The organism is Litchfieldia salsa (assembly GCF_900104555.1).
GTDB classification, from domain to species: Bacteria; Bacillota; Bacilli; order Bacillales; family Bacillaceae_L; genus Litchfieldia; species Litchfieldia salsa.
The window spans coordinates 98,235-118,867 of sequence record NZ_FNJU01000012.1 but is presented as its reverse complement, the minus strand read 5'-3'; the positions used below and the strand labels follow the sequence as shown (position 1 = coordinate 118,867).

The 20,633-nt window shown below is 37.8% G+C and carries 15 protein-coding genes and 1 rRNA gene; 1 reads left to right on the top strand and 15 read right to left on the bottom strand.

The features are described 5' to 3' along the window. Together BLQ56_RS18920 and BLQ56_RS18915 are read right to left on the bottom strand one after the other, a co-directional pair. A 16S ribosomal RNA gene (locus BLQ56_RS18920) occupies window positions 1–199 on the bottom strand; the annotation flags it as partial. A gap of 279 nt (window positions 200–478) precedes the next feature. Beyond that, window positions 479–1,348 (bottom strand): nucleotidyltransferase-like protein, encoded by an 870-nt coding sequence (locus tag BLQ56_RS18915; protein ID WP_090858137.1) that lies wholly within the window; start codon window positions 1,346–1,348, stop codon window positions 479–481. A 163-nt stretch (window positions 1,349–1,511) separates the two neighbouring features. Between BLQ56_RS18915 and BLQ56_RS18910 the strand changes: the two genes are divergently transcribed. Beyond that, window positions 1,512–1,880 (top strand): YgzB family protein, encoded by a 369-nt coding sequence (locus tag BLQ56_RS18910; protein ID WP_090858134.1) that lies wholly within the window; start codon window positions 1,512–1,514, stop codon window positions 1,878–1,880. Window positions 1,881–1,922: 42 nt separating this feature from the next. Here the strand turns inward: BLQ56_RS18910 and perR are convergent, their stop codons facing one another. From perR to BLQ56_RS18845, 13 genes are all read right to left on the bottom strand, one after another. After that, window positions 1,923–2,360 (bottom strand): peroxide-responsive transcriptional repressor PerR, encoded by a 438-nt coding sequence (gene perR / locus BLQ56_RS18905; protein ID WP_090858159.1) that lies wholly within the window; start codon window positions 2,358–2,360, stop codon window positions 1,923–1,925. Between the two features lie 215 nt (window positions 2,361–2,575). Continuing rightward, window positions 2,576–3,124 carry a cob(I)yrinic acid a,c-diamide adenosyltransferase gene (locus BLQ56_RS18900; RefSeq protein WP_090858131.1) on the bottom strand — a complete coding sequence of 183 codons (549 nt, stop codon included), beginning with the start codon at window positions 3,122–3,124 and terminating at the stop codon, window positions 2,576–2,578. Window positions 3,125–3,127: 3 nt separating this feature from the next. Beyond that, window positions 3,128–4,081 (bottom strand): D-2-hydroxyacid dehydrogenase, encoded by a 954-nt coding sequence (locus BLQ56_RS18895; protein WP_090858127.1) that lies wholly within the window; start codon window positions 4,079–4,081, stop codon window positions 3,128–3,130. 788 nt (window positions 4,082–4,869) lie between these two features. Beyond that, entirely contained in the window at window positions 4,870–6,147 is a 1,278-nt protein-coding gene (locus BLQ56_RS18890; protein WP_090858124.1) for an erythromycin esterase family protein, read from the bottom strand. A gap of 150 nt (window positions 6,148–6,297) precedes the next feature. Further along, the gene (locus tag BLQ56_RS18885; protein WP_090858121.1) at window positions 6,298–9,063 is read right to left on the bottom strand and encodes a VWA domain-containing protein; all 2,766 of its coding nucleotides are present in this window, start codon (window positions 9,061–9,063) and stop codon (window positions 6,298–6,300) included. Next, entirely contained in the window at window positions 9,047–10,810 is a 1,764-nt protein-coding gene (locus tag BLQ56_RS18880; RefSeq protein ID WP_090858118.1) for a vWA domain-containing protein, read from the bottom strand. Before BLQ56_RS18880 ends, BLQ56_RS18885 begins: the two co-directional genes overlap by 17 nt. 53 nt (window positions 10,811–10,863) lie before the next feature. Further along, window positions 10,864–11,730: a DUF58 domain-containing protein gene (locus BLQ56_RS18875; RefSeq protein ID WP_090858115.1), complete on the bottom strand. Its 867-nt coding sequence runs from the start codon at window positions 11,728–11,730 to the stop codon at window positions 10,864–10,866. Further along, the gene (locus BLQ56_RS18870) at window positions 11,727–12,737 is read right to left on the bottom strand and encodes an AAA family ATPase (RefSeq protein WP_090858112.1); all 1,011 of its coding nucleotides are present in this window, start codon (window positions 12,735–12,737) and stop codon (window positions 11,727–11,729) included. Before BLQ56_RS18870 ends, BLQ56_RS18875 begins: the two co-directional genes overlap by 4 nt. 5 nt (window positions 12,738–12,742) lie before the next feature. Next, window positions 12,743–14,338 carry a hypothetical protein gene (locus BLQ56_RS23670; RefSeq protein ID WP_175490384.1) on the bottom strand — a complete coding sequence of 532 codons (1,596 nt, stop codon included), beginning with the start codon at window positions 14,336–14,338 and terminating at the stop codon, window positions 12,743–12,745. A gap of 13 nt (window positions 14,339–14,351) precedes the next feature. Next, complete coding sequence (locus tag BLQ56_RS18860; protein ID WP_090858109.1) at window positions 14,352–15,197, bottom strand: ABC transporter permease; 846 nt, start codon at window positions 15,195–15,197, stop codon at window positions 14,352–14,354. Beyond that, complete coding sequence (locus BLQ56_RS18855) at window positions 15,194–16,129, bottom strand: ABC transporter ATP-binding protein (RefSeq protein WP_090858106.1); 936 nt, start codon at window positions 16,127–16,129, stop codon at window positions 15,194–15,196. Before BLQ56_RS18855 ends, BLQ56_RS18860 begins: the two co-directional genes overlap by 4 nt. Then, window positions 16,126–18,513 carry a hypothetical protein gene (locus BLQ56_RS18850; RefSeq protein WP_090858103.1) on the bottom strand — a complete coding sequence of 796 codons (2,388 nt, stop codon included), beginning with the start codon at window positions 18,511–18,513 and terminating at the stop codon, window positions 16,126–16,128. Before BLQ56_RS18850 ends, BLQ56_RS18855 begins: the two co-directional genes overlap by 4 nt. Before the next feature lie 237 nt (window positions 18,514–18,750). Beyond that, on the bottom strand, window positions 18,751–20,253 hold the full coding sequence (locus BLQ56_RS18845; RefSeq protein ID WP_238457321.1) for an aminotransferase class V-fold PLP-dependent enzyme: 1,503 nt from the start codon (window positions 20,251–20,253) through the stop codon (window positions 18,751–18,753). Window positions 20,254–20,633 lie beyond the last annotated feature (380 nt).

Sequence of the window (20,633 nt, the reverse complement as noted above, 5' to 3'; positions counted from 1 at the left end):
GAACCATGCGGTTCTCTATATTATCCGGTATTAGCTCCGGTTTCCCGAAGTTATCCCAGTCTTACAGGCAGATTGCCCACGTGTTACTCACCCGTCCGCCGCTAATCTTTGGGAGCAAGCTCCCTTGTATTCGCTCGACTTGCATGTATTAGGCACGCCGCCAGCGTTCATCCTGAGCCAGGATCAAACTCTCCAAAAAGAGTATTGATTGCTCAATAGTTTGTTACTTAATTTAAAACGTTGACGTTTGTTTATTGTGTTCAGTTTTCAAAGAACTTATCGGCCGTCTCGTTGAGGCGACTTTATTAATATAACATGTTACTGTATTCGAGTCAACATGTTTTTTATTGTGTCTAGCGGTTATGTTCCGCAGCGACGAAATCTAATATACCATGTTTAAATATATTAAGTCAACACTATTTTTTCATAAAAGAAAAAAGAGTGTACGAGGCACTCTTCTTTGTGTTTCTAACAATCACTATAATGATACTGAATAATTTCTATGATAAAGATCTTTCCCTTTAGTAAGGACTTTCTCAACATGTATTAATTGTTTTTCAACTAAAAATTCTACCATCAATTCAAGATCAACCGAATAGACCTTTAATTTGGGATGGTCTAATATTTCACCGAATAACCACGATTCACTTCTTTCAGCCAAAACTTCTAACAAATGTCTACCACCTTGTTTAGCACGTGTGTTGATTAAAAATTCGCTTGCTAGAAATAATAGTTCCAGCCTCTTACTAAGAGACTCCTCACTTTCTACAAGTTCTTCATATAATTTATAGATTTCTGGATCAAACTGCTTTACTTGGTTCCAGACAGTTACTTCAGGATGAAGCCCGTTTTCTATAATCGCTAATCTTGCTAAATGATGGAGGGCATGAACAATATTATTATAAGCGTCTAAATAATGTCCAATATTAAAAAATGCCTTTCCATCTTGATATCTTCTAATTAACTTACCAAACTCAATTCCCTTTTTAATATCTCGTTCTTCTTGTGGAAATTCTTCTAATTCTTTCTTTAAGTTCGATATGTATTCATTACGATCAAATATAACCTTGCCTTTAAGTATCCATTCAACAAACTTTCGATTAGACCCAAGAAATAGCCACTCTTTCAACATTGCTTCTGTTACTGTATATAGACTGGCGATTCTCCCTTCATGATCATAATGCTTGATCATCAACGGCTCTTCCATTTCCTTAACAATGACTAATAATATCGTATCAAAGGAATCTGTAACGGGAAAAGCATGAAGCTTTTTCTCTATTATAATAATTCCTACTGTATTAGGATGACTTGCTCTCTCTTGATAGACTGGACGAAGTATATTTTCCATATGGGTTCCTCCATTTAGCTAATTGAGTATATTATTCGACAAGATTATACAAAACCCTTTCTCTCTATCATATTAATTTCATTTAAAAATTATCTTCTTTTTTTAAATACTTTTATTTCTTAAGTAATGATATGCTATATTTTAATGAGGAGGTTTTTCTTTTATGGCAAAAAAATACTCAAATAAAATCAATAAAATCCGTACCTTCGCATTAAGTCTAATCTTTATTGGCTTTTTCGTTATGTATGGTGGATTATTCTTTAGAACAAGCCCTCTAATCATGACATTATTTATGATATTCGGTTTATTGTTTATTATCGCAAGCACTGTTGTCTATTTTTGGATTGGACTACTTTCGACACGAACAGTTCAGGTTACGTGCCCTACTTGTAATAAACAAACAAAAGTATTAGGTCGAGTAGATATGTGCATGTATTGTAATGAACCTTTAACATTAGATCGTGAATTAGAAGGAAAAGAGTTTGACGAAAGCTACAATCGAAAAATGGCTAAAAATAAAGCTGACAGCTAGAATTGCTGTCAGCATTTTATTTTTAAAAAAGGGAAATTCTTATTAGTGTACATCAGTACTTTGACATTCTTGACACGCACCATAAATCTCCATACGATGATGACTTACCTTAAAGCCAGTTACATGCGCTGCTAGAGCTTCAACCTCATTTAGTCCCGGATAATGAAAGTCGACCATTTTTCCACATGATTCGCAAATAACATGATAATGATCGGTAGTAACATAATCAAAACGACTTGATGCATCGCCATAATTTAATTCTTTAACAAGTCCTACTTCTTTAAAGACCCTTAAGTTATTATATACTGTTGCTACACTCATATTCGGGAATTTCCCTTCCAAAGCTTTATATATATCATCAGCAGTAGGATGGGCCATTGCGTTAATTAGGTACTCTAAAATCGCATGACGTTGTGGAGTGATACGCACTCCGGTTTCCTTCAACGTATCAAGCGCACCTTTTAAATGATTATCTGACATCGCCATGCACCTCTCTTCTAAACATGTTCTTATTTTATAATATTTATAAATAGTGTACATTGGAATTCTAGATTTTGTCAACATATCTATCATTACTATATGAGAAAAATAGGTTGTTTACGCATTTTTTAAAAAATATAAACCTATATACCTTTTAGTTACCTAGTTGCCGCAAATTTCATATAAGAGAGTACATAGCACGCGATAAATCGGATTTATTGATGCAAGATAGGCTCTTCTGTTCCTACTTTATAATTTACATATCGGGCAGCCACAAATAGAAAATCGGATAAACGATTTAAATAAGAGATAACATCAGGATTAATGTCAGGGACTTCTACACCGATTCGCTCTGCTCGTCTAACAACCGTTCGCGCAATGTGTAATGTAGCACCCGCTTCACTTCCACCAGGTAAGATAAAATTCATTAGTTGTGGTAATTCTTGGTCCCACTGATCAATGGTTTGTTCCAAAAAGACGATGTCCTCTGCTTTTAATGACCACTTCACTTCTTTTCCAGTTGGAGTGGCTAATTCTGCTCCAACATGAAAGAGGTCAGTTTGTACTTTATGAAAAACTTCTAATACCTTCTCTTTGTTCTCAAACTCTCCACTCTTTTTTAAGTGGCTAAGGGCAAGACCAATAAACGAGTTTGCTTCATCACAAGTTCCATAAGCCTCTACTCGTATATCCGATTTAGAGACTCGGTCACCGTATACTAATGATGTTTTCCCTTTATCACCTGTCTTCGTATATATCTTCATCTTCTAATATCCCCTATCTAAATCAATTAGATTAATATAAGTGCCTTCTCCGTTGTTATACACTTTTAAATTCTCTCTAAAGATCTCAAATGCACGAGGCATATAATTTTTCGTAATACTAGAAATATGCGGAGTAACAGTAACATTATCCATACTCCAGAAAGGATGAGTAGGCGGCAGTGGCTCTGTTTCAAACACATCCAATATGGCATGAGCAATCTGTTTTTCCCTCATAACTTTCACTAAGACGCTGTCTTTAACTAAGTCACCTCGACCAACATTAATAAAGATTGCGTTCGATTTCATTGAACGAAAGTGACTCTCTGTGAGAAGGTACGTCGTTTCATTTGTACTAGGCAATACAGATACTATACAATCTGCTTCTTGAAGAAACTCGTCTAACTTCTCCATCGCATACATTTCATCTATATTCTGATGAGCGTTACCACTTCGATTAACACCTATTACTTTCATATTAAATGCTTTACCTAATCGAGCAATTTCTCCACCAATTGCTCCTACACCTAGTATTCCTAATGTCTTTCCACCCAGTTCAAAGGTTTGAACGAGTGTGCGATCCCAAATTTTCTGCTTTTCAAGTTCATACAGTTGCTTAGTCTGCTTTGCAACCTGTAGAATCATTGAAAATGTATATTCGGCCATAGGTATTTTATGTATTCCTCTTGCATTAGTAACCATAATATTTCTATCTTTTAGCGCTTCAAAGGGCATCTTCTCAAGACCTGCTGATACGACCATCACCCATTTTAGTTTTGTTGCTTTTGCAATTAAATCAGGGGTTAGATCTTCTCCAAGTGTAATGAGGATATCCGCTTTAGGTAAATCACCTTCTGCTTCTTTTATGTTTGGATAAAATAAAAAGGTCTCACTTCGAAATGAGTCTTTTAATTCGCCAATGATTGCATCTGTCGGTTTCACTGTTGATAAAATAAACATCAAAAACCCTCCTTTTTTATAATATTAACAAGGATATGATGTAAGTTGTCAAAAAATAAGAAAAGTATAAGTGCCTTGGTTATCACCGATATGCTCGATATCCTGTCTAGGAAACTAAATTGGAAGGAATCCCCTCCTCCTCGAGAGGGATGCTATTTGACATAATCATTGCTCGGACTATGTGTTTTGTCCAATAGAGCTAGCCTATCGAACATAATCTTTACTCGGACCTGGTGTTTTGTCCAATAGAGCTGGCCTATCGAACATAATCTTTACTCGGACCTGGGGTTTTGTCCAATAGAGCTGTCCTATCGAACATAATCGTTGCTCGGACCTGGTGTTTTGTCCAATAGAGCTGTCCTATTGAACATAATCTTTGCTCGGACTTTGTGTTTTGTCCAATAGAGCTGGCCTATCGAACATAATCTTTGCTCGGACCTGGTGTTTTGTCCAATAGAGCTGTCCTATCGAACATAATCATCGCTCGGACCTGGTGTTTTGTCCAATAGAGCTGTCCTATCGTACATAATCATTGCTCAGACCTGGGGTTTTGTCCAATAGAGCCTGCCTACCCGAACAAGTTCAATGCCCAAACAATGTATTTCTCCTCATAAATACCATCAGCACCAATTATGTAATTCAAACCCCTCAATTAAAAAAAGGTGCGAGAACTTTACTTCTCGCACATCCATACGCTAACATCTGAGGAGGTATGCCCTACACTCATAACATACTCATTTTCGAATCTAAATGTATAGACCATAGCCTTTAATCCTGAAAAAAGGGCGTTAAACAAGCATTTGTATTTTCAAAGGAACTAACGCATGACTTCGGTTTACAAAAATGAATGCATCGTAACGACTTGATACGATTGAAGGGACGTAATTTCCTAAATGCTCATATTCAGGATTATATACAACTCCAATGGCCCGGTGACCAAGTGTAGAAGAAAATAATTCTTTGTTATCCTCTTGGAAAAGTAGAATCTTGTCAAATGCTCCTGCCCGGTGCAATAAATCCTCCCAACTGTTTCGTTCACCATTTGGGACATTCATGACTTGAGGTTCGTCTCCCCATCGCCTCGCCGCAATTACTGATCCATGATGGGTACCAAAACCAACAGCATATACATTTTCCTCTCCATATCTTTCACGAACAATTTGACCTACATTTGTTAACCCTTCACCTTTCATATCAGTATACCTGGCATCACCGATATGAGTATTATGTTCCCAGACAATGACCTTTGTATCACGACCGTGGTACTCTACTAATTTTTCAATAACATCTGACATATGATAGTCTCTAACATTCCAGGATTCTGTATCATCTTGGACCATTGCACGGTAATAACGTTCTGCATTCGCCGTCACAAGAGAATTAATATCAAGGCTTAAATCAGCTTCTTCTTCACTAGAATATTGATGTTTATTTCTTCTTACAGTCGTTAATAAATTTATAACCTCATCAATACAGTCTTGAGATAAGAATGAAGCAGACACTCCATAGTTCTCTTCTCTTCTATTAAAAGGTTCGAAGCAGCTAAATGCCTTTTTGGCAACCTCAACATCAGGTGAATTTGTCTGTTCTAAATAGGTAACAATCTCTTCCATTGATTCCCAGAGACTATATACATCAATTCCATAGAAACCTACTTTAGAATCGCGTTTCTCATTGTATTCCTTTAACCAATTAACTAGCTGAGTTATCTCTTCATTAGCCCACATCCAGGTTGGCCATCTGTTAAATCCGTTTAGTAAAACTTGCTCACTACTGCTGTCTTGATGATATCCTTTTATGTAACTATTTACTTGAAAACAAGATGGCCAATCACCTTCGACAGCGATTACTTTAAAGCCCTTTTGTTCAATTAACATTTTAGATAACTGTGCTCGAATTGTATAAAATTCCGAGGTACCATGAGAGGCTTCTCCAAGAAGTACATATTGCTTGTTACCAACAGCATCAACAATATGTTGTAAATCCTCATCACCATTAAAACGAATTGCATTTTCTTTAATATCACTAATTAGCTTCTCCACATATAAGTCCCCTTTCAACCACATGAATAGTTGAAGTATCTCCAATGTGACTGAAACAAATGCATAAAAAAAGCGTATGCCCCGTGCGAAGGCTCTGAAACCTTTCAAGGGCAATACGCTATAGGTAGAAAGAGATTCTAAGTTTCTATTTATAACAGAAAATTTCAAGACCACTTATCTCTTTCTCTTCTTCGCTTCAAGCAATCTTTGCATTCTATCTTGTTTTTCTTCTGGTGTTAATGGTTGCTCAACGATCTTCGGTCGCTTCACTTTTGCTTTTTTGTCCTTGTTGTCCACTATAGGTGAATTTACCGCTTCCGTTACAATTGCTTCTTCTTCTTTAGCAGGAGTTATTTTCTGCTTCTTAGGTAATCGTTCCATCCGGCTTGGTCCGTCAACAACCGGCTCAGCTCGTTTAAGTAACCCACCGAAAATACGAGACATCCCAAAACGGCGAATTGTAATTTCCACAAAGAATAGTAAAAATGCAAGTAATAACAACCATTGACTAATCGGTTGTTTCAAATAATTCTTTTCAACTGTTTCTCGAAAGGACTCCTTCGCATCCAATAGCTCTTTTCCACCAGTCACATCCACAAGCTCTTTTAACAGTTCTTGATTAGCCCCTTTTAGTAAGTATTCTTCTGAATATGGTACAGTAAAGCCTGTTTGATAAATATGAACAGCTCCTGTTTGATCTGTTTGTTTCACATTTAGGAAATGCATTCCACTAGTACCTGGTATCGATAGTTCATATTTCCCTGGTGCAACTAGCTTCGTATTAGTGGGAATCCGCTCACCATCCTCCGAAACGACCGCAGTTTCTACTGGTAGAGAATTTCCACTGACAGACTCTAGAGATACAATGGTATTACCATCTTTTTTATCCATAGAGATTTTGTAAGGCTCTGTTTCATACTGTGGAAGGGTTCTAGTGACTAGATGGTTCACAAACGCTGGCCATTTCTCCCATCTTGCCCAGTCTCCTGACCATTTCCCAGACAAATCTGATGTAAATGCAATGGTTTTTCCCATCCCATATTGCCACTCAGCTAATACAGGATCTTCTTTTTCACTTAAAAAAGGAACAGTAGCCCGTGATTTAGCGGTTGTAGCGATATAAGCATTCATCTGTGGAACTCCATTTTCAACCAGAAAAGACCAATTCTGATTTCCTGATACTATCGGAAAAAATGGTTTATCTTCAATATACGTTCTTGTTGCCATGACCGTTTCCCTCGAAAGAATACTAGGAATAACAGAAGCATCAGTGACATCGTAAAATCTTCCCGAACCCCACAATGCTAAATCTTCTAGAAGAACACGGTCTGCATCTGAACCAATAGCAACAGTTGATAGTGTGATATTGTTCTCTTTCCCAGCTTCAATTAAATCTTCATAGCTTCCGTTGGTAGCTGACTGTCCATCCGTAAGCAAGATAATATGCTTTCTCTGTAATTTCAAATCTTCTAGCTCCTGAAAAGCCATTTCAAGAGAGGAATAAATTTCAGTGCCTCCACCTGGCGTAATTGAGAGAATCTTTTCAACAGTCTCTTCCTTATCCTTAAGAGGAGCTGTCTCGATAATTTCCCATGGTCGATCATCAAAAGCAATAAACCCTAGGGTATCTTCTTCCCGTAACAATTCCACAGATCGGGCTGCAGCTTCCTTCGCTAATTCTAATTTACCACCCATCATACTACCTGAGCGGTCCAAAACAATCATCAGTCCTAGTGATGGCATTTCTTTCTTTCCTTTAATATCCATGTCTACAGGTAATAATCTTTCAATTGGCGTTTTAAAATAACCACCGAGACCAAAGCTTTCGTCTCCTCCAGCCATTATAAAACCTGTCCCAAACTCTTCAACCGCTCTTTCAATCAGGTTCATTTGATTCTCGGATATCACTGTTCCCGGTACATTATTAAAAATAATGGACTGGTATTGCAAATATCCTGAAAGTACAGTTGGAAGTTTCTCTGGCACGATTACATCAACTAAAAGTCCTGCGTTTTCTAAAATGGTCTCAATTTGACCACTATCTTTACCTTGAACAACTAGCACCTTAGCTGTTCCTTTTACCTCAGATACCGAATACATGGCATTATTCTCAATAAACGTATCGTTTTCGGTGGCAACCTCTCCTTTGAACACTGTCATTCCGGTTTCTTCTACTTTATAGGAGAATTGATAGACATTTTTACCTTCTTTCACTTCTACCTTTTCTGTTAGTACATCTTCTTGATTGACAGAGAGACGTATTGTTGCAGATTTATTTGTATTACTATCAATTGTCAGTGCAATCTGCGCTTCCTCGTCCTTGTACATGGAAGGTGGGACATCTAATTTCGTGATGGACATATCTTCTTGAATCGGTTGCTCAATAAGGACTGTATCTAACTCAATTTTTCTATTTTTTAGTAGCATGGCAGCTTCTTTACTCTTACCAATCGTCTCATTCCCATCAGAAAGGAGAATGATTCTACCAGCAGAATCCTTTGGCAGAAGGGAAGACGCAAATTGAATACCCGCTTCAATGTTTGTCTCTCCACCATCAACTTTCGTATTAAACTCACTAATGGTTTGCTTTTGTTTACCCATAGATTGCTCTAATAATGCATGATTCCCCATCGTCACAATCGAAAAAGAATCATCATTCCCCTTACTTTCAACACTTTTTTCAATCCATTCAAGAGCTAGCGCATCACCATTTTGCACACTGTCAGATCGATCCACTAAGAAAACGACATGTTCACCTTTTAACGGTAATAAGATTTGTGGAACTGTAAGTGCCGAAATCAACAAAATAAAAATGACGGTTCTTAATCCCGCAATTAGCAAGAACTCTTGTGATCTATTTTTCCTTATATATAAAAATACTAAATACAAAGATGGTATCAACAATAAAAACAAAAACGGGAATTTAACCTCTAAACCCACGACGGTATACCTCCCATTCTAGCGCAATAAAGAGTAGGCCGATGAATGCTAGCCAAAACCAAAGCACATCATTCCGACTTTCAATCTCACTTTTCCCCTGACTTTTTAACTCGTTCATTTTAAAAGATGTCTCAAAGGATGGGAGTTTTTCCCGGTCATCGATTAAAACTGAGAAATAGTTAATTTTATCCCCGGCAACCGCTTGATATGTACCAGGTAGGAAAGGAGCCTTAAAACTTTCCTTACTTAAATCGAGTGTGTATAGGTTTTCATCTTCTCCATCGAAAATAGCCCAGGTTGGAGAACCTTCACTAACATTCAACCATTTCTCCTCTCCAGGACTAAAATAACCAAGGAAATTAGTCTGTTGAGAAAGCCATTGATAGCTGTTATATAGAAAAATAGGAAAACTTGGTTGCAAGGGCCAATCTGAATCAGTTAAACCGAAATTTACCACAATTAGTGGTTGACCATCATGTTTCCCTTTTTGAATTAATGGGACTGAACCACTTTTCAAAATTGTTTCCCACTCACCCTCTAACTCCTTAACTGCAGAATCAATATAGATACTTTCATGATCGACATACTTTAATAAGGAGTCGTTTTCTGCCACAATTGGCTCTGTAAGCTTTATCTTTTCCTCACTAGAATTAAACAGAATTAACGGCATTTTAGGTAGTTCGCTTAATGAGTTCGAATGTGTGATGAAAATGCCATTCATACTTTCGACTACATTCTTAACCTCTGTTTGTAATACCTCAACACCTATCGTTTGAAATCCTTTTACAACAAAAGGGTTAATATCTCCAATCGTAAAGATTGCAGGGTTATTATCTGTATAAATCGAGGTTAATTCATTATCTGCCTGGTATCCATCATCCTCTTTAATTCTTGCTTCATAGTAAGGCTTTTCAGGAAGTGACGGAATTTGCACCACGAACTCTTCCTGACCACTTATCCTCACTTTTTCCTCAAATAGTAATTCATTTTCACTATGGATCTCGAACGTAACTTCTTGCTCTTTTTTAGATTGATTTTCTAGAACAGCTACTCCTGAAATCTCTTTAGAGACAGGTGCTACTCCAAAAGAGATTATTGCTAGATTACTTGTTTCTTTCCCAATATTGTGAACTTCTACATACTGCTCCACTTCAGACAAAACATCTCGACTCACTGAATCCGAAAAAATATGAATCGCAGTTTCTTTTCCTGTAGCAAGAGAAACAGCAAGATTTACTGTATTTTCCATCGATTCATGGTTATAGGACAATTCAAGTTCATCAATGGTCTGATTAACCTGACTTTTATCCGTTTCCTTACTTAGAAGAATTTCAGGCTTCGGACCAGCTCTTATAATCGTCACTTCTTGACCGTTTAGCTTATCAGCGAGCTTTCCTAATTCTTCTTTCACAACAATAAAGCGAGTGGCGTTACCATATTCAGCTGACATTGAAGCAGAAGTATCAACAATTAGAATGAGATCATTACCTTGTAAATCATTTTGCATCCAAAACGGCCGAATAAGAGCAAACATTAATAATAGTAATGCAAGAATTTGTAGCCAGAATAATAGATTCTGTTGGAGCTTTTTCAACCAAGGTGAGGCTTGCCATTCATTTAGAACTTGTTCCCAAAGTAGATTAGAAGGAATCTTCCTTTCCTCATACTGCTTTCGGAAAAAGTAGAATAAAATAACAGCAGCTATAAAAAAACTTAGTAGAAAAAACCACGGATATAAAAATTGCAAAGAATTTCACCTCTCATTCTAAAAAGGGCAGTTAAAGCTAAGGACCAAGGCTTCTACCTCATTAAACCTCTAGCAGGAAGTTCATGGAAAAAAATCGACTCTAAATGATCTTGATCAGAAATTGGGATATAATGCCCCCCATAGCGCCTACACAATCTTTCCAACTCTTTCTTATGGTCATTTAGACGTTTCTCATACTGGGATAATATCGCTGCATTCATACTTACATTAACCTGGGTTTCTGATTCACTATCAATTAACTTTAGATCACCTATATAAGTTGGTGAAATTTCATCACTGCTTAACACTTGAAAAAACCAAATTTCTTGCTTTAACGAACTCAACTTTTTTAATAAAGCATCTATTCGATCCAGTGGTTCTAAACCATCTGTAATAAGAATCGAAAGCTGTTGATTTTTCGAAACGGAATTTTGAAGACTTGCAATAAAATCACCAGTTTGTCCGGTCTCTTCAAGTTGAAGAATATCTAAATATGTTCTTCTACTAGACACTGCACCTTTCTTTCGTATCGTTTGCAACGTGTTCGAGGCGACAGGAGAAAAAATCAGTCGATCTTCACTCGCTAACACTACATAACTTAAAAGGGCAGCTAACCTTTTGGCAAATTCCCATTTACTACTGATTACTCGCATTGAAGAAGTGACATCAAGGTAAACCGCAATTGACAGCTCCTGTTCATCTAGAAATCTCTTAATATAATGCTTTTGTGTTCTTCCGTATACATTCCAGTCTATTTGTCGTACATCATCACCTGGATGATACACTCTGAAATCTGAGAATTCTAAGGAAGAGCCAAAGTGACTAGAGAGTCTTGTCCCTTTGTGATGTCCTCTTTTTCTTGTCTTAACGAGCAATCGCATCTTTTGAAGTCTTCCCAACATTGCTTGAGTTTGACTCATTTCACCTTAACTCCCTGCCCGCTAAGCTCATTGGTGATACCCGTAATGATTTCATCAGCTGTTATACCGGTTGCTTCTCCTTCAAAATTCAAGAGAAGACGATGTCTTAAGACAGGTAAAGCAAGCTGTTTGATATCCCCTAGTGAAACATGATATCGTCCTAAACACAGAGCTCTCGCCTTCGCCATTTGAATCAGACTTTGAAGTCCACGTGGGCCACTTCCGAATTGTACATATTGTTTCACCATTTCAGTCGCATCCTCAGAATCAGGATGTGTTGCTGAAACCACATCAACTGCAAAATTCAACATTTCATCTGAAACTAATATCTCTTTCGATAGTTTCTGAAGCTCTTGAACCTCTTTAATCGTTGCAATCTTCTCTAAGCCAAAAGTTTTTACCCCTGTCGTCCTGATTGCAATTTCCTTTAATTCCTCTTTCGATGGATAACGGACCTGTACTTTACATATAAAGCGGTCCAACTGAGCCTCTGGTAGTGGATATGTCCCTTCCATATCAATTGGGTTTTGGGTTGCCAATACGAAGAAAGGCTTTTCCATTTCCTTGGTTTCCCCCATAATGGTGACCGTTTTTTCTCCCATCGCTTCAAGTAACGCACTCTGCGTTTTAGGAGTCGCCCGGTTAATTTCATCAGCTAACACGATATTGGCAAACAACGGTCCTTTATGAAAGGAAAACCCTTGTTTCCCGCTATCCTCTGCTTGCAGAAGCATGGTACCTGTTATATCTGATGGCATTAAGTCAGGTGTAAACTGAATTCTTGAAAACTGCAAATCTAAACATTGAGCAACCGTTTTGATGAGCATCGTTTTACCAAGTCCGGGTAACCCCTCTAACAACACATGTCCTCCTGAAAAAATACTCCATAGAACTTGGTCTATAACCTCTTCTTGTCCGACTATAAAGGAACGAATCTCCTCTCTAACTTTAGAGACAGTTTCTGCAGCATGAACAAATTGTTGCTCCTTTTCTTTAATTGAAGACATATCTGTCACTCCTCGTTTGGATCAATATTTGAAAAATAATTTTTGACGATATCCCCAAGATCTGCAGGAAGCTCCATGCGTTCTGTACTTTGGCGATATGCCTGTTCATAGGAGCCAAACACTTCATTGTAAGGTCGGATACTCCCTTTCAACACCGGGCCAGTTCCTTCTGATTGTTGACCTGACTGTCCTTCACCAAGCTGCCCTGTATCCGTTTCAATCTGGCTATCTCCTTGTATCCGATTAGGAATTGTCAGCATTTCCCTTGAACCCTGTCCAAGTCCTGCTCCAGATCCAGTTCCTGTGCCAGATCCTGAGCCTGATCCTGAACCTGAGCCTGATCCTGAACCCGAGCCTGAACCCGAACCTGAACCTGAACCTGAACCTGAACCTGAACCTGAACCTGAACCGGACCCTGATCCTGAACCGGCCCCTGAACCGTTATTCCCATTTCCATTATTGGTTTGACCAGTCTGGTTAGGTGTTTGCCCGTTACCATTTGGAGTTTGCCCACCCTGTTGTTGTCCACTTTGCCCTGGTGGAGCAAAGGCCATACTTGAAGGAGGCATACCATTGGCAGCCATTTGATTCTGCATAGCTAAGCCGGTTTGTTGAACAGCAGCTTGAGCCTCAGCCAACGCTTTCATTAGTTCTGGCGATTGTAATGCTAACTCAATTTGTTTTACCAACTCGTTAAGTTCCTCATCTGTTAACTGCTGTTCCTTTTGAGTAAGCTGGTTTAATGCTTTCTGTTGCTCTTCGGTTAGTTGATCCCAGGTTTTATTTAATTCCTTTAGCTTCTTTTCAAATTCCTCCAGATTCTTTTGCTCTAATAAATTTGATAACTGAGAAAGACCATTCTTATTTAAGTCGTTTTTCCAATTTTCTAGAGTTACCTGCTTATCCTTCTTTTTAATCGTCTGTAACTCTATTTTGTTCGCCTGCTTTTCCAATTCCTTCAATGCCTCGTCAGCCGTTTTGGATTGACTTAGCTTTTCCTGGGCTTCCTGTAACGCTTTTTTTACCTCAGGATTCTTTTCTTTCTCGACCTTTTCCTTAAGCTTTTCCTCTACCTCTTCCACTAGCTTGATATTCTTCTCAAGCTCACTCGCTAATTCAAATGAATCCGGAACGGTAAAATAAACGACAACAGCTACCAATATAAACATCATTCCTGTGATTAACCATTTAGGGTACCAAACATATTTCTTTCTTCTCAAAACTTGCTGTTGAACTTTTTTCATCCTAGAAACTGCATCAGCCAGTTGAAGCTCTTCAAGATCCCCATTTTTCCCAAGGAAAGAAAATGCTGTTAAGACCCTATCCTCTGAAACAAATGGCTGATAAACAGATGCGGCTTCATACAATCCAGGTCGACTCTTCCATATTCTGATGAAAAAAAAGATAAGCAATAGAAAGAAGAGGAACAGAAAATAGTAGATCAAAAACGGAATTACAACTAAACTAGCAATGGTAATCAACAGAAAAGACAATACTCCTGCTACCAAAAGCAGGAGCTGCACCTCCTTTAGTACTAGTTTCATGAATAGCTGTTTGCGGATTGGGCTCAATAATTGTTCAAACTGTTTTTGATTTTCCACTTAACCCCACCCTTTATCCTCTTTTCATATTTGGACGTAACTTTATTATGCTAAGTACTACTGCTCCTACCATAATTACTGTATTGGAGATTAAGAAAGAAATCCAAATCGGAAAATCAATTCCTGTTCCACGCATCAGTTCTTTTGTTATTTCCGGCTGAAATGTTCCTAATAAAACGATAGGAGGATTCAGCATTGCTGTAAAGTAAGGGAGTGGATTCGTTGTACCCGCCGCAGGGTTATAAAAGCCCTGATTCAACTGCATCAAGATTAAAGTTAAAAATGCCGTCCCACCTGCTAAAAATAACGTCACTCCATAGGTTGTGACCATCGCTACAACCGTTTTTCTGATTAATGTTGAAAAGAGTACACCTAAACTACCGTAAGTAATAATGGTAAACGTGTAAAAACCAATCGTCATTAAAACTTGGCCTGGTGATATTCCTCCAAATAAAAACACAATGCTATATAAAGGTAAGCTCGCAATGATTAAGAGTAGCAAGAATGAAATCGATGAAATAAGCTTACTTAATATAATACTTGTTGAACTTTGGGTGGTTGTAAGCATCATATTTAATGTTTGTCGTTCACGCTCACTGCTAATGACTCCTGCTGTTAGTCCTGGCGTAATGAATAGGATTAAAGCTAGTTGTAGCACAGAGAGAATCATAAACATGTCTTTACTCTGGTCTGGCTTAAAGTAGCCTTGATTGTTGGATAATGACTGTATGAATACAAACCCAATAATTAAGATTCCTAGAGCAAGCAAGTAGAAGAATATACCTAGGAAGCTCTTAAATGTCCGAAAACGAAGCTTGAATTCTTTATTTAATACAGGGTTAATCACTAAATTTTTCATGTTAGCTCTACCCCCCTTGTGATTTCCATAAATACATCCTCCAAATCCGTTTCCACTTCAGAAAAACTTATAATCGGAAGTTCATTTAATATAGCTTTTCTTAATAAATTCGTTTGTTCTTCTGATGTTCCTTTATAAAGGAATTGAAATGATTGTTCCTCTTCGACGCGGACGAGCTGTGAAACAAATGGATCATCTTCAAAGAAGCTGATTGCCTTTTCCAAATTTCGCATCATTTTAACGATGATTAATTTTTCACCTTGGAGCTTTTCTTGAATATCTGCAACTGAACCTTGGGCTACCAGTTTCCCTTGGTCGATAATTCCGATCACATCACACATCTCCGATAGCTCTGGAAGGATATGCGATGAAATTAGAATCGTTTTACCCATACTTTTAAGTTCCCTTAGGATCTCCCTCATCTCAACTCTAGCCCTTGGATCAAGTCCAGATGCTGGCTCATCTAAGATCAATACTTCTGGATCATGAATCAAGCATCTTGCTAAGCACAAGCGTTGCTTCATCCCCCTTGATAATAAATCAACATAAGAATCTTGTTTATGAGATAGATTCACAAGATCCAAAAGCTGCGGAATCAGCTTTTGACGTTCGTCTAATGAAATACCATAGCTTGCTCCGTAAAAATGTAAGTATTCCTCTGCTTTTAATTGATCATATACGCCAAAGAAGTCGGGCATATACCCAATTTGTTTTCTTACCATTTTCGTGTCCTTTTGTACATTATATCCATTTACATAAGCAGTCCCAGAGGTTGGAGCCAAGAGTGTCGCCAAGATTGAGAATGTCGTTGATTTACCAGCCCCGTTTTGACCAACAAAGCCAAATACTGTTCCCTTTTCAATTTGAAGGTTGAGTGAGTCTAGTGCTGTGAATTTGCCGTATCGTTTCGTAAGATCCATTATTTCAATCAAGGTGCCACTACCCCTTTCACAGTAATCGTTGGTAAAATCACATACGGATCACCGTTTCCACTTTTATTAATTCGAATCAGAAGCTCTCCTTCTTTTGAAAAATACTGATTCACTTGACTGTCCTTGTTTAAGGTCACGCTTTTTTGATCAGGATTTATTTCAAAATACTCTCCTGTTTCTCTATTCAAAATTGAATACTGAGTAAATTGGTTGTTTATCTTAAGATTTAAACTAGTAATCTCAACCTGCTTTCCTTTCAATTGCTCCGGAAACTGATGTATATATTCATATTCTCCGTCCTCCATGAAAATTTCGTTAACAGAACCACTTACATTCTCCTCATGAATGACACCACGGATCACTTCCATTTTTGAATTTAGCATCTCATTGGTAAGTGTAAATTCACCCGTAAGATCGCTCTGTGCCACGAAAGGCGAAAGAATAAGATTAAGATTCTTTTGCTTTTCCTTTTTGCCCTCCAATGTCACATCCACAATCGAGTCTTTTGTAATTCCTGCTATTAGTGGTTGATTATTCTTGCCTTGCATACTTCCGAGTAAGAAACTAGACGCTGCATATTCTAGTTTTTCTATCTTCATTTTTTCAAGATCTGTTTGTTGATGCATACCAGCATTTGATAACATTAGAGGTCCTGCCAGAAAGTTTTGTTTGATTTTCTGATCAACCTTAATGGTTTCGCCTTCCTTTACTGCACCTAGCTTAAACTTCGTATTTCCTGACCAAATAAAAAGCTCCTCAAAATCATATGGAAATCCATTTTGAATTGTCCCTGTTAGCTGATTATTCTTCAATGATAGATTTGCAGTAAAAGCACCCTCAATTTCTTTTTGTGCTTTCCCATAAATCGTCTTGGTCGACCAATATCCCACATTAGGAAAAACAACTTCATTTACTTCCCGTTTTTCTTCCAATACTGCCCCTGTAGAAGGATCGAAACCTTGTATATTATCACTCAAATGAGGAATAGGATAAAACTGACCTTTTGGTACCTGTATCTTATATTCCCCACTTGTATTTGATAGAAGTGTCGATGCTTGTAGCCCAACTAACGTACCATCCTTTACTTGGTATACTCCCATTTGATTAAGCTGTGATTCTGCGATTCGATCCTTTGCACCAAGACTAAACACGATAATGGACATAACCAATGCAATAGAAGGAATAATCCACCAAGTATGTTCCCGCTTATCAAGTTTTCTTAACACTACATATAGAATCGGAACAATCACAACAAGATAAATCAGCATAATCACAATTAATTGAGGGATTGAATAATTAGAAGCTGGAAAATATTCATTTGTCTCAACAAATTCCCAATACATTCTGTCATATAAGTCCTGACCATAATGATTCGCATTGGTATTTGACATACCAGCTTGATCAATAAAGGCTTTAAACCATGTGCTATAGCCTTTCCATGTTGATAAAGGTTGATCACCTAGTGAAAAGCTCGTCTGTAAAATCGCTCCATTCCCGAACTCTTTTTTTATAGTCGCTGGAAGACCTGCACTAGTGTTTAATACTTGCGCTTCCTTCTCAACAGCGCCTGTAAAAAGATTGATAGATTCGAAGGGAATCGTTTCAGTTTCAGTACTTTTCAGAAAATCAACACTTCCAAAACTCTCATTTTCTAGTTTCATAGGAAGTATTGAGTATAATTCCCCATAAGAGCTGCTAGCATCAGGAGCCGCTCCAGCCACAAGAACTCCACCAGACTGAATCCATTCCTTGATTGCTTGCTGTTGTTGATCGTCCAACTCTGACACAGCGTATTCATCAATGATTAAATAATCAACCGTTTCAAGTCCCAACCCTTGCTTAGGTATCATTTCCTCTTCCAAAGGAAGCATCTGAGCAGATGTAGATGGTAGAACTCTTAGCTCCTTTAAGCGATCATAGTTCTCACTTAACACACCTATTACCAGCTCATTAGCGTTGATAAATCTAGGCTTTATTATTTTATCTCCTGAAAAGGTTACTTTATCACCCTTTTTCCAATCCCCTTTATAGAGCTGAATCATTTCTGTATTTTGATTGTACGAATAACCATCCTCCGTCATTCCCGGTAAAGATAGTTGATATGTTTTAGTGCTCCCTTCAGGTAATTCTACCGGAAGCAAGAGAGCCCCCCCAGAATTATAGGAGGGATTAAAATTGACTAATAAATCCCCACTAAATGCTTCACCATTATTCTCCAGTTTTACATTTACCGGGAATCCCTCTCCTCTTTTTACCTTCCCATCAAAGCCTTCATCTACTGTAATTTTAATCTGAACCCTTTCAGCCCCTATAGGCAGAGGAGTTGAAACAAAGACTACTAGCAATAAAATGAACGAGATTAATAACTTTATGTATTTCTGCAAACATAATTCCCCCTAATTAGACAACTTCCTTTAATTATAGACGTTTATAATTGGAAAAAGTTTTACTTTTTTACATTTTTTATGTAGGTAAGACCATCTTCCTACAAAAGGGTTTCGCTCCTCTCCTCAATTCTCACTCTTTATATAGACGAAAAAAATTGAAGTTCCCCTACAAAAAAAAGAAAAAAATGCCAAATACACCCTTTTCTAACAAGGGTGCCTGGCACCATAAAGTATTTAATCAAATTCATATAATTGTTCCAAACAAAACTTCGGGTTTGAAAAATGAATGAAATCATCTTTTTCTGGGTCATAGCTGTAATCCAATTTCCACTCACTACTATTAGCAATGATGAGTTTTATTGCATGAATGATTTGATACATTTCTGCATTCGTCATAATTGGGTGCACTGAAATGCGAATCCACCCCGGTTTGTTAAACACATCACCTTTAGTTATATTGTCCGCTATTGTTTTAGACTTTTCTTTACTAATCTCTAATAAATAATGTCCATAAGGTCCTGCACAAGAACAACCACCCCGCGCTTGAATTCCAAAACGATCATTTAATAATTTTACAAAAAGGTGATGGTGAATCTCATCGACATAAAAGGAAATGATTCCTAGTCGATCCCATCTTTCTGGTTCAAATAAATGCACCCCTTCTATCCTTTCCAATTCAGACATAAGAAGTTGCACAAGTTCTTTTTCTCGCTCAAGCATTTTGTTTATTCCCATGTTTTCTTTAAGTTTAATACAGAGAGCTGTTTTGATCGCTTGAAGAAAGCCTGGTGTTCCACCATCTTCACGGTCTTCTCTATTTGGTGAATACATATAGTCTCCCCAAGGATTAGTCCACAAGACTGTGCCTCCTCCTGGGTTATCCGGAGTTTCATTCTTAAGTAGACTTTGGTCCATGATTAACACCCCACAAGTACCAGGACCTCCAAGAAACTTATGCGGAGAGAACATGACTGCGTCTAGTTTCTCAGCAGGATCATTCGGATGCATATTGATGTCTACATAAGGTGCTGATGCGCTAAAGTCAATAAAGCAATATCCATTAAATTCATGCATCTTTTTAGCTATTTTATGATAAGGAATCATTATTCCAGTTACATTAGAACAAGCTGTAAATGATCCAATCTTTAACTTTCGATGGTTATATTTCATCAATAATTGTTCGAGTTCTTCTACGTTTATTTCTCCGTTCCTTGAGGGTTCTATACAAACGACATCAGCAACAGTCTCCATCCATGTTAAATAATTTGAATGGTGCTCCATATGGGAAACAAAAATGATAGGACGATCCTCTTCATTTAAATCAATATGGTGACTCAGGTTTTTCGGAACCTTAATTCCAAGTAAACGAGCAAGCTTATTAACGATTGATGTCATCCCAGATCCATCCATGATCAAAATATCGTTTTTATCTGCATTTACATGTTTTCTTATAATCTCTTTCGCTGCCTTATATGCCTTGGTCATCGTTGTACCTGTGATATTAGATTCAGTATGTGTATTCCCGATGAGAGGACCACAGTCGTTGGTGATTTTTTCTTCTATTGGCCGATATAAACGCCCACTTGCTGTCCAATCAGCATAAACCATCTTCTTCTTGCCATAAGGTGACATGAAATATTGATTATAACCAATCACGTTTTCTCGATATTTTTGAAAGGAAGCTTCTAGTTCCCCTGCAAGGAGATATGTGTTACTTCCTATTACCACTTTTATCACTGAAGGGCATCCCCTTTCTTTATTCCATCACCCAATAAGATATGCATAGAGAAAAAAATGGGTTATAGGAACAGTGACAAATTTAGATCTTCTCTGAAAAATGTATAATGGTGTACTTTAGATTCACTATGAATCTCTCGCGGGATACTGACAGGTATGAGGAATATAAATACAATTGAGTCTGAAGGAGATGGGACTTCGCACTGCGGTGGTGGAACCTAGTTCAATTCAGTCTGTACCTGACTGAACTTCGGACTGCGGTGGTGGATCCTAGTTCAATTCAGTCTGAACCTGACGAGACTTCGGACTACGGTGGTGGATCCTAGGTGAATCCAGTCCGAACCTTACCGGACTTCGGACTGCGGTGGTGAAACCTAGGT

Excerpts from the sequence above, each read along its gene's own strand:
- BLQ56_RS18900 (WP_090858131.1), bottom strand. The coding sequence starts at position 3,124 with ATGAAGATATATACGAAGACAGGTGATAAAGGGAAAACATCATTAGTA.
- BLQ56_RS18915 (WP_090858137.1), bottom strand. The coding sequence starts at position 1,348 with ATGGAAAATATACTTCGTCCAGTCTATCAAGAGAGAGCAAGTCATCCT.
- BLQ56_RS18875 (WP_090858115.1), bottom strand. The coding sequence starts at position 11,730 with ATGAGTCAAACTCAAGCAATGTTGGGAAGACTTCAAAAGATGCGATTG.
- BLQ56_RS18860 (WP_090858109.1), bottom strand. The coding sequence starts at position 15,197 with ATGAAAAATTTAGTGATTAACCCTGTATTAAATAAAGAATTCAAGCTT.
- BLQ56_RS18895 (WP_090858127.1), bottom strand. The coding sequence starts at position 4,081 with ATGTTTATTTTATCAACAGTGAAACCGACAGATGCAATCATTGGCGAA.
- BLQ56_RS18890 (WP_090858124.1), bottom strand. The coding sequence starts at position 6,147 with ATGTGGTTGAAAGGGGACTTATATGTGGAGAAGCTAATTAGTGATATT.
- BLQ56_RS18910 (WP_090858134.1), top strand. The coding sequence starts at position 1,512 with ATGGCAAAAAAATACTCAAATAAAATCAATAAAATCCGTACCTTCGCA.
- BLQ56_RS18870 (WP_090858112.1), bottom strand. The coding sequence starts at position 12,737 with ATGTCTTCAATTAAAGAAAAGGAGCAACAATTTGTTCATGCTGCAGAA.
- perR (WP_090858159.1), bottom strand. The coding sequence starts at position 2,360 with ATGTCAGATAATCATTTAAAAGGTGCGCTTGATACGTTGAAGGAAACC.